This window comes from Vibrio sp. 3-2(1) (assembly GCF_963887575.1).
GTDB lineage: Bacteria > Pseudomonadota > Gammaproteobacteria > Enterobacterales > Vibrionaceae > Vibrio > Vibrio anguillarum.
The window spans coordinates 1,037,773-1,048,120 of record NZ_CAWPGB010000011.1 but is presented as its reverse complement, the minus strand read 5'-3'; the positions used below and the strand labels follow the sequence as shown (position 1 = coordinate 1,048,120).

The following is a 10,348-nucleotide window of genomic DNA, read 5'->3' as shown; positions in this document are numbered from 1 at the left end:
TGCGGACAGTGCCTGGTGGGTAGTTTGACTGGGGCGGTCTCCTCCCAAAGAGTAACGGAGGAGCACGAAGGTGGGCTAATCACGGTTGGACATCGTGAGGTTAGTGCAATGGCATAAGCCCGCTTAACTGCGAGAATGACGGTTCGAGCAGGTACGAAAGTAGGTCATAGTGATCCGGTGGTTCTGAATGGAAGGGCCATCGCTCAACGGATAAAAGGTACTCCGGGGATAACAGGCTGATACCGCCCAAGAGTTCATATCGACGGCGGTGTTTGGCACCTCGATGTCGGCTCATCACATCCTGGGGCTGAAGTCGGTCCCAAGGGTATGGCTGTTCGCCATTTAAAGTGGTACGCGAGCTGGGTTTAGAACGTCGTGAGACAGTTCGGTCCCTATCTGCCGTGGGCGTTGGAAGATTGAAGGGGGCTGCTCCTAGTACGAGAGGACCGGAGTGGACGAACCGCTGGTGTTCGGGTTGTCATGCCAATGGCATTGCCCGGTAGCTAAGTTCGGAATTGATAAGCGCTGAAAGCATCTAAGCGCGAAGCGAGCCCTGAGATGAGTCTTCCCTGGCACTTTAAGTGTCCTAAAGGGTTGTTCGAGACTAGAACGTTGATAGGTTGGGTGTGTAAGCGCTGCGAGGCGTTGAGCTAACCAATACTAATTGCCCGTGAGGCTTAACCATACAACACCGAAGGGGTTTTGTGGGCTCAATTGAAGAACATTGAATGTGTGAATGAGAACGAAACAGCTTTCCGAATTAAGAAATTTGCTTGGCGACCATAGCGTTGTGGACCCACCTGACTCCATGCCGAACTCAGAAGTGAAACACAACAGCGCCGATGGTAGTGTGGGGTCTCCCCATGTGAGAGTAGGACATCGCCAGGCTTTGAATTTATAAGAGCCCGTTTGTAAGAGCGGGCTTTTTAGTCACTTGTGACACAAGATACAGTGTGCTGATATGGCTCAGTCGGTAGAGCGCATCCTTGGTAAGGATGAGGTCCCCAGTTCGATTCTGGGTATCAGCACCAGTTTTATAGCTCTGTAAGCTAAAAGAATTTGCTTGGCGACCATAGCGTTGTGGACCCACCTGAACCCATGCCGAACTCAGAAGTGAAACACAACAGCGCCGATGGTAGTGTGGGGTCTCCCCATGTGAGAGTAGGACATCGCCAGGTTTGAATTACGAAACCTCAGCAGAAATGCTGAGGTTTTTTTCTATCTATTCGTATCATTCAATGTCCAATCATAGTGATAGCTGATACTCTTTTTCTCGCTTTTTAGTGCCTTGTTATACTGCACTAAGTGCTCAAATAATTGCTGTTTCGTTCCAAAATCTTCAGCAAACCAGTCATAAATAGAAGACAGAACCCATTTATCATTGGTGACCTTTACTCCTTTTTCGCTATTGATAAACTCAGTGGCTGATTTCTCCAGTAATAATTCAGTATTTTCTGCTGTGAAAGCCTGCTTTTGTAAGTTTGGGCAGCCAAGACTTGCGCAGTTGACCGCATAATGGGTTCGAGGATCTTTCCAAATAGGTCTTAAAATTCGATGTTCAATATCATTGAGAGTCAGCTCTTTTTGATTGATGGTAATGATCTTTTGTTCCCAAGGGCCAAATGAGAAAAATCCTCCCAGTTTAGTGATGGATGGTATTGGGTAATGATCGACGATTAAGTTAACTGTTAAGGCATTATATAAGTTGATCCAGTAAGCATATTGTTCCAGCTTTGCATACTCTCTTGGATCAAGGGCTGATAATCGTGAAATATAGAGCTCTAATTGCTCTTTATCTTTTGAGTTGACCCTTTGATAATCGAAGAGGTTGTTGTGATTTTCTTGGATTAGATAAGTATCAAGTGTTGTCTGCCAAATTTGATGTGAAATGGCTTGTGTATTTTCTTCATTGCTAGAGTTCCAATAATCCCATAGTTGTGATTTAGGAGCAGAAAATACATTCGTTGACCCAAGTGTCAAACATAGCGTTAATAGATATTTCATCGTTTACCTCTCATCTCATAGGTTATATGACCTAGGTAGGGATTGATAAATTTCAGATAAAAGAAAAGGTTGATGCATCTACACCAACCTCTGGAAATTAAATCGACACTCGCTATTTCAAAAAGCTAGGAATTTTTGTTTCATAATCAGCGATTTTATCTTCGTGCTGTAGCGTCAAACCGATATTGTCTAATCCATTAAGTAAGCAATGGCGACGAAATTCATCAATTTCAAATGAGTATGTTTTTCCATTGGCTTTAACTTCCATTCGTTCAAGATCTACAGTTAGTTGAGCACCTTCATTTCCTTGAACAAATTGGAATATTTCATCAACTTCTTGCTCTGTAAGGCGGACTGGAACCATTTGGTTATTGATTGAGTTACCATAAAAAATATCCGCAAAACTGGGTGCAATCATGGCTTTGATACCGTAATCCGCTAAAGCCCAAGGGGCATGTTCTCGTGAAGAACCACACCCAAAGTTTTCACGAGCAAGTAGAATGCTCGCTCCTTCATAGCGAGGTTTATTCATGACAAAATTTGGATTAGGTTGTTGACCTGCATCATCTAGAAAACGCCAATCATGAAAAAGGTGTTTGCCAAAACCAGTGCGATTTACTTTCTGTAAAAATTGCTTAGGGATAATGGCATCTGTATCGACGTTCGCTGCATCAAGAGGAACGACCAAACCTGTGTGCTGTTTAAAACCTGACATTGGTGATCCCCTGTTTAGTTGAGTGTTGAAGAATGAATATTACGGATATCGACAAAGTGTCCAGCGATGGCGGCGGCGGCGGCCATTGCAGGACTGACTAAATGTGTACGTCCATCTCGACCTTGGCGGCCTTCAAAATTGCGGTTGGATGTTGATGCACAACGCTCACCTGCACCGAGCCTGTCATTGTTCATAGCCAAGCACATTGAACAGCCCGGCAAGCGCCATTCAAAACCCGCTTCAATAAATATTTTATCCAAGCCTTCCGCTTCCGCTTGCGCCTTAACTTGCTCTGAACCTGGAACAATCAATGCTTGAACATGTGGTGCGACTTTTTTACCTTTCGCGACTTGAGCTGCTGCTCGCATATCTTCAATGCGAGAGTTTGTGCAAGAACCGACAAAGACTTTATCCACTTTATAGTCTGACAAGGATTTACCTGCTTCCAGTCCCATATACGCCAGTGCTTTTTCTGCTGATGCTTTTTCGACAGGATCACTAAAGCTATCAGGAGATGGAATAGTTTCGTCGACAGCAATTACTTGCCCTGGGTTTGTGCCCCACGTTACTTGTGGTTTGATGTCCGCGGCATTTAGGGTAACGACTGCATCGAATTTGGCATTATCATCGGTTTTTAGCGTTGCCCAGTACTCAATGGCGGCTTCTAAATCGCTTCCTTGAGGAGAAAATTTGCGACCTTTAATGTAGTCAAACGTAGTCTGATCAGGGGCGATAAGACCGGCTTTTGCCCCAAGCTCAATCGCCATATTGCACACCGTCATACGACCTTCCATTGAAAGATCGGTAATCGCTTCACCACAAAATTCAACGACATAGCCTGTACCACCGGCCGCCGTTGTTTTACCTATAATGGCTAGCACGATATCTTTAGCGGTGATGCCTGGAGCGACTTTGCCTGTCACCTCAATTTTCATCGTTTTCGCGCGAGCTTGTTTCAATGTTTGGGTTGCAAGTACGTGCTCAACTTCTGATGTACCGATGCCAAACGCTAACGAGCCAAATGCGCCATGTGTTGCTGTGTGTGAGTCACCGCAGACAATGGTCATACCGGGAAGAGTAATACCTAATTCTGGCCCCATGACATGAACGATGCCTTGGTATTTATGATTTAAGTCGTAGAGTGTTACGCCAAACTCAGCACAGTTCTTGGACAATGTTTCCATTTGGATTCGAGCCATCTCACCCGAGGCATTAATGTCTTTTGTGGTGGTTGAAACGTTATGGTCCATGGTAGCGAATGTTTTACTCGTCTGACGAACTTTACGTCCCTTTTCGCGTAAACCATCAAATGCTTGCGGTGATGTCACTTCATGAACGAGATGACGATCGATATAAAGGATGGGGGTTTCCCCTTCAGCTGATACCGCAATGTGGGCATCATAAATTTTTTCGTATAAGGTTTTTGCTTGCGACATTGCTTCTTCCTTGAGCTCTTTGAGCTTTATAAAGGACTAGGCGAGCCTAGTCCTACTAATTATGAGTTTAAAATATAGCTGGCAATTTTATCGCCCATTTCAGAGGTTGAAAGTGCCGATTTACCACTGGCAAGATCTGCGGTGAGTTCGCCTGCGGTAAGCGCCTTTGATACGGCATTTTCGATAGCTTGAGCGGCACTTTCTTCGCCCAAGCTATAACGTAGCATTAAAGCGGCGGAAAGAATTTGTGCAACTGGGTTAGCAATGTTCTTTCCTGCGATATCAGGTGCAGAGCCACCTGCTGGCTCATAGAGACCGAAATTGCTTTCATTAAGGCTAGCGGAAGGTAGCATGCCCATTGAGCCTGTGATCATGGCGCATTCATCGGAAATGATGTCACCAAAAATATTAGAGCACAGCATGACATCAAATTGAGAGGGATCTTTAATGAGCTGCATAGTGGCATTATCGATATAAATGTGTGAAAGCTCGACGTCCGGATAATCTTTTGCGATCTCTTCCACGACCTCACGCCATAAGATAGAGCTTTGTAATACGTTCGCTTTATCGACGGAGCATACTTTTTTACGACGTAATTGTGCGGACTCAAACGCTATTTTTGCAATGCGTTCGATTTCGTAGCGGTGGTAAACTTCGGTATCAAATGCTTTTTCATTTGCCCCTTCGCCTTCTCGTCCTTTGGGTTGGCCAAAATAAATACCACCAGTCAATTCCCGAACAACCACAATATCGAAGCCACGATCGGAGATATCGGATCGTAAAGGAGAAAAGCTTTCTAAGCCTGAGTGAATTTGAGCAGGACGCAAGTTACAAAACAGTTGAAAATGTTTGCGAAGCGGTAGGAGAGCGCCGCGTTCTGGTTGGTCGTTGGGTGGTAAGTGCTCCCATTTAGGGCCTCCTACGGAACCAAACAATACGGCGTCTGCTTCTTCACATCCTTTAATGGTGCTTTCAGGTAGCGGGCAACCGTGGTTATCAATCGCAATCCCGCCGACATCATATTCTTCTCTGGCAAACCGGATAGCATGCTTTTTTTCAATCGCATCCAATACCTTGTGTGCTTGTTGCATTACTTCTGGGCCGATACCATCACCTGCAAGAACGGCAATTTTGTATGTTTTGTCTGTCATGTTAGTCCTTTACTATTTTTATATTTGCTTGCCCCAGTGAGCTCTAAAGATTGAAAGCTCTAATCTAGGTACGTTAAACGGTTGCCACTTTCTTTTGTTTAATTTCTGCAATTTGATCGGCACGATGAATGCTATTGATCACGTGCAATAAGGCTTGTCCTGATGCTTCGACAATATCCGTAGAGACGCCTGTACCGTGATATTTTCGCCCTTTGTAGTTGGCAATAATATCGGCTTGCCCGAGTCCATCTTCACCTTCGCCCTTGGCGGTAAGGTCAAATTTATCCAATACGATCTCATAGCCAGTTAGACGGTAAATACATTGGTAAAGCGCATCGACAGGGCCATTACCAACGGCAGCTTCACATTTTTCTTCATCACCACAAAGCAATTTAATACTGGTGGTCGCCATAACACTGCCTGATTGAACACTCAAATAGTTCAATTTGTAGAAATCGTCTTCATCACGCAGATTTGAAAAGTGCATCAACGCTTCTAAGTCATAGTCAAACACTTGGCCTTTACGATCTGCCAATTTTAAGAAATCTTCATACAAGGCATTGAGGTTGTATTCGTTTTCATTGTAACCCATGCTATCCATATGGCTTTTTACTGCGGCGCGGCCACTGCGGCTCGTTAAGTTCAGCGCTTGGTTTTTTAGGCCAATTGACTCTGGAGTCATGATTTCGTAAGTGTTTTTGTTTTTCAACATGCCATCTTGATGAATGCCTGACGAGTGGCTAAATGCGTTGGCACCGACAATCGCTTTGTTACTTTGAATCGGCATATTGCACAGTTGGCTAACCAACTTACTGGTGCGGTGGATCTCATCATGCTTTAAACCAGTATGTACGCCGAGGAATTCTTGACGAGTTTTGATGATCATCGCGATCTCTTCCAGTGAACAGTTACCAGCGCGCTCACCAATACCGTTGATGGTGCCTTCTATTTGCCTTGCGCCAGCCTGTACAGCGGCAATCGAGTTTGCGACTGACATTCCCAAGTCATCGTGGCAATGAACGGAAATAATGGCTTTATCTATGTTAGGGACTCGCTCAAACAGCATCTGAATAATGCCACCAAATTCGCTAGGAACAGTATAACCGACCGTGTCTGGAATATTGATGGTCTTAGCTCCGGCATTAATTGCGGCTTCGACCATTCTACAGAGATTATCAATGGGCGTTCGGCCCGCATCTTCACAGGAAAATTCGACGTCATCGGTGTAGTTACGGGCGTGTTTCACCGCACTGACTGCCATCTCGAGCACATCATCATAACTGCGGCGCAATTTATCTTGCACATGAATGGTTGAGGTTGAAATAAACGTATGGATACGAAAAGCATCGGCGACTTTCAGAGCTTCGGCTGCTGCATCAATATCTTTTGCTACCGCGCGAGAAAGCGCGCAGACGCGGCTGTTTTTAATGTGTTTGGCAATCGTTTTGACCGATTCAAAATCACCTGGGGAGGAAACTGGAAAACCTGCTTCAATAACATCAACACCAAGGCGCTCTAATGCGTAAGCAATCTGCAGTTTTTCTTTAACGGTTAAGCTTGCTGACAAAGCTTGTTCGCCATCACGTAATGTGGTGTCGAATATAATGACTTGATTATTCATGTTTGCTCCCTTGCACCGATGGTTAATCGTTTACTTCCCAAATATAGTTATAAAAAAACCCGCATCTCAGTGCGGGCTCTTGTCATCTTGTGTGGTGTTTTTCTTCCACAACCTACCCGCGCGAATGGTTCACGATAAGGAGCAGGCCCAGCAGGATAGAAAAACGGATAGTCATTCGTAACATTCCACAAGATTAAGTTAACAAATTAGTACCGTACTCGACTTAACTCGTCAACCATTAAGTTGTTTTTTTATTCATATCGGATCAGTTTTAGTCAAAAGCGGTAAAAATGAGCAGAATTGGTAGAGAGGATCACTTTTTGTAGCACGGAATGTTTTCACGCAAGAACGTTTGTCATCGGTTAAATTCATTCATTCTCCAACAAACAGTCACGTATTTGTCATTTTAAACTTCTACGTTTAGAGCGTAAGAGGTTTATGGAATGACAGGAGTCGCTCATGCGTGCCATCGGACAAATTGTTAAGTTTGACGTAGCGTTTTCGCTATTTTGTTTACAGCATCGTTTTAATCAGCCTGTAGCGCAGATCAGCAAAGCTATTTCCCATACTGGGGATGGGCATTTGTACGCGTTGATTGGTGCTTTAGCTTGGTATTTAGACCCGCTTAATGGCCACCTATTCTTAATGGCTGGACTGGCCGCTTTCGCGATTGAACTCCCTATTTATTGGGGATTGAAAAATAGCTTTCAGCGTCGTCGCCCTGAAGAGTTTTCTCCTTCATTCATTGCCTTTATTACCCCTTCGGATCGCTACAGTTTGCCCTCTGGTCATACGGCTGCAGGGTTTGTTATGGCGACATTAATTGGCCACTTCTATCCTCATAGCGATGCTTTTGTCTTGGTTTGGGCTGGCTTAATTGGCGTATCTCGCATCCTACTTGGGGTTCACTTCTTGACGGATATCGTGATTGGCGCGCTGCTTGGTGTAAGCAGCGCAAGATTTGCTTTGTGGTTGGTGGAGAGAGGCTTTTGAAAATTCTGTATGGTGTCCAAGGCACCGGAAATGGCCATATTGCTCGTTCACGAGTGATGAGTGAAGCGTTGAAAGAAGCCAAAATTGATGTGCAATTTCTCTTTTCTGGACGTGAAAAAGAGAAATACTTTTCGATGGAAAGTTTCGGTGATTACCAAACTCGGCGCGGTTTTACTTTTGAAACTGAACAGGGACACGTAAATTACGTTAAAACGGCGCTGAATAATAATTTGCTGACTTTCGTGAGTGAGACAAAAAACCTCGATTTGTCTCCGTATGATCTGGTCATTAATGACTTTGAACCAGTATCGGCATGGGCGGCTAAACAGCAAGGTATTCCGTGTATTGGGATAAGTCATCAAAATGCATTTCGTTATAATGTGCCTTTGAAAGGGGCAAGTTGGCTGGATAAACAGATTATTCAACAGTTTGCGCCTGCCAACTACCACGTCGGTTTACATTGGTATCATTTTGATCAACCGATCCTTCCTCCGATTATCTATCGTTCAGAGCAGCATACGTCTAACGAGCATTTCATTTTGGTCTATCTTCCATTTGAGCATGTTGATGATATTCTTGAGTTGCTTTTTCGTTTTTCAAATCAAGCATTTATTTGTTATCACCCTTCCTTAATGGAAGCGCAATCCGTTGAAAATGTTGAGCTGCGTCCCTTATGTCATACCCATTTTCAATATCACTTGCATTGCTGCGATGGCGTGATTGCTAATGGTGGCTTTGAATTACCATCAGAAGCACTTTCATTGGGTAAAAAGCTGCTACTTAAGCCACTATCGGGTCAATTTGAGCAGCAAAGTAACGTTGCCACTCTTGAGAATCTCGGGCTTGCTGCATCTATGGATTTTTTGGACCCGTCGGAGTTACGCCGTTGGTTGGATGAAAAACAGGTCGAGCGCGTTGTCTATCCTAATGTAGCGAAAGCCTTGGTTGAATGGGTACAAAATGGCAAATGGGATAATCATAAAGAGCTGAGCCAGTCTTTATGGCGACAGGTTGATTTCCCTAGTTATGTGTCATTTAGCTAATATTGACGAAATGCTTTGAATTTTGACGTAATTAATTTATTTGGTGAATGTATCAAGGTGAAGGCTTGTTATTCATCACTTGATTCAATGTTTTGAATAAAATGCATAAATTTTTCTGTTTTATGGTTTTTTATAAAAATACATCGTACTGATAAATAAGGACAATCTTTTTGTTTGGATAAAAAAAACTGATATTTTATCAATCTTGTTGCCAATCGATAAATGCTTAGCAGATAGTAGCCTCCACCCAGTTGTGTCTGGGTAAATATAATAAATGGCAGGTTATCTATTCTAAAAAATCACTTTTACGGTATTGACGATAACAACAAGAGGCGTCCCAAAAATGTTAGATAAAAAAGATGCAATGAGCGCTATTGCTAGTTACCGCATGGAAAGCACATTACGTGGTGTAGATTTAAACCTGCTGACGGTTTTTGATGCAGTAATGCAAGAGCAAAATATTACCCGTGCCGCTCATAATTTGGGTATGTCTCAGCCAGCAGTCAGCAATGCTGTAGCGCGTTTGAAGGTAATGTTTAATGATGAACTGTTTATGCGACAAGGGCGAGGTATTCAACCTACTCAACGTGCACGTCAACTGTTCGGTCCGATGCGTCAAGCACTGCAATTAATCCGTAATGAACTGCCAAGTTCGGTGTTTTCTCCTGAAACATCAACCCGCTTATTTAAATTAGCGATTTGCAGTCCTTGTGATATGCGTTTCGCGCCGAAAATTATGTCATCAGTTCATGAACAAGCGCCTTTGGTCCAACTTCATCTTGATGCGGAATTTAACCGTTTGTTAGCCGAGCGTATGCGTTACCAAGAGATCGATTTTGTGATTGATTACGCGCGTTTTGATGAACAAGGGTTCTCCAGTACGGAAATTTTCCAAGATGAATTAGTGGTGGTGGCATCTAAGTCTCATCCTCGCATCAATGGCTCTGTTAACGCTGATAGCCTAACAGCTGAAAAGCATGCGAAGTTATCTCGCATCCATGGGCAACGTAGCTTTTCTGAGCAAGCATACCGCGAATTAGACTGTGTTCCTTATTATGAAGGGACCAGTTTGAGCAACGTGCTTTATGTGGTCGGACAATCTGAGTTGGTGACGATTGCACCTCGTTGGATGGTTGAGAATGCGGCTAACCGAGATCAGTTACAAATCCTCGATTTCCCATTTGCAAATGGTCAAATCAGTGGTTATCTCAGTTGGCATGAGTCTAGTGAAAAAGACAAAGGCCATATTTGGCTGCGTGATCAGTTAATGATGATTTGCGGCGAAGTTGTTGCATTAAACTAACGTTTACCCGTTAGTTTGTACGGTGATCTAAACTTAGTGATACGCCTCTTTGAGCCTTGAATTGGTTATATCCATTCAGGGC

At 43.8% G+C, this 10,348-nt stretch carries 8 protein-coding genes, 1 tRNA gene and 3 rRNA genes; 7 read left to right on the top strand and 5 right to left on the bottom strand.

All coding sequences use genetic code 11. The features are described from left to right. From AACQ79_RS07425 to rrf (AACQ79_RS07410), 4 genes are all read left to right on the top strand, one after another. A 23S ribosomal RNA gene (locus AACQ79_RS07425) occupies positions 1-685 on the top strand; the annotation flags it as partial. 87 nt (positions 686-772) lie between these two features. Then, positions 773-888, top strand: a 5S ribosomal RNA gene (rrf, locus tag AACQ79_RS07420). 67 nt (positions 889-955) lie between these two features. After that, positions 956-1,031: transfer RNA gene (locus AACQ79_RS07415), tRNA-Thr, on the top strand. A 31-nt stretch (positions 1,032-1,062) separates the two neighbouring features. Beyond that, positions 1,063-1,178, top strand: a 5S ribosomal RNA gene (gene rrf / locus AACQ79_RS07410). 40 nt (positions 1,179-1,218) lie between these two features. Here rrf (AACQ79_RS07410) and AACQ79_RS07405 read toward each other — a convergent pair. From AACQ79_RS07405 to leuA, 5 genes are all read right to left on the bottom strand, one after another. Next, positions 1,219-2,004 (bottom strand): DUF547 domain-containing protein, encoded by a 786-nt coding sequence (locus tag AACQ79_RS07405; RefSeq protein WP_017048680.1) that lies wholly within the window; start codon positions 2,002-2,004, stop codon positions 1,219-1,221. A gap of 112 nt (positions 2,005-2,116) precedes the next feature. Next, positions 2,117-2,719 (bottom strand): 3-isopropylmalate dehydratase small subunit, encoded by a 603-nt coding sequence (leuD, locus tag AACQ79_RS07400; RefSeq protein ID WP_017048681.1) that lies wholly within the window; start codon positions 2,717-2,719, stop codon positions 2,117-2,119. Positions 2,720-2,733: 14 nt separating this feature from the next. Beyond that, on the bottom strand, positions 2,734-4,155 hold the full coding sequence (leuC, locus tag AACQ79_RS07395; RefSeq protein ID WP_088732862.1) for a 3-isopropylmalate dehydratase large subunit: 1,422 nt from the start codon (positions 4,153-4,155) through the stop codon (positions 2,734-2,736). Between the two features lie 59 nt (positions 4,156-4,214). Continuing rightward, positions 4,215-5,306: a 3-isopropylmalate dehydrogenase gene (gene leuB / locus AACQ79_RS07390; protein WP_170898889.1), complete on the bottom strand. Its 1,092-nt coding sequence runs from the start codon at positions 5,304-5,306 to the stop codon at positions 4,215-4,217. Between the two features lie 73 nt (positions 5,307-5,379). Next, a complete protein-coding gene (gene leuA, locus AACQ79_RS07385) occupies positions 5,380-6,927 on the bottom strand; it encodes a 2-isopropylmalate synthase (RefSeq protein ID WP_013856011.1) in 1,548 nt (515 codons plus the stop codon). Between the two features lie 459 nt (positions 6,928-7,386). Here leuA and AACQ79_RS07380 point away from each other — a divergent pair, with 459 nt between their 5' ends. From AACQ79_RS07380 to leuO, 3 genes are all read left to right on the top strand, one after another. Continuing rightward, entirely contained in the window at positions 7,387-7,920 is a 534-nt protein-coding gene (locus AACQ79_RS07380; RefSeq protein WP_017048684.1) for a phosphatase PAP2 family protein, read from the top strand. Next, entirely contained in the window at positions 7,917-8,963 is a 1,047-nt protein-coding gene (locus AACQ79_RS07375) for an MJ1255/VC2487 family glycosyltransferase (protein WP_170898888.1), read from the top strand. The genes AACQ79_RS07380 and AACQ79_RS07375 overlap by 4 nt, the downstream gene beginning before the upstream one ends. A 343-nt stretch (positions 8,964-9,306) precedes the next feature. Further along, positions 9,307-10,266 carry a transcriptional regulator LeuO gene (gene leuO / locus AACQ79_RS07370; RefSeq protein WP_026027287.1) on the top strand — a complete coding sequence of 320 codons (960 nt, stop codon included), beginning with the start codon at positions 9,307-9,309 and terminating at the stop codon, positions 10,264-10,266. Positions 10,267-10,348 lie beyond the last annotated feature (82 nt).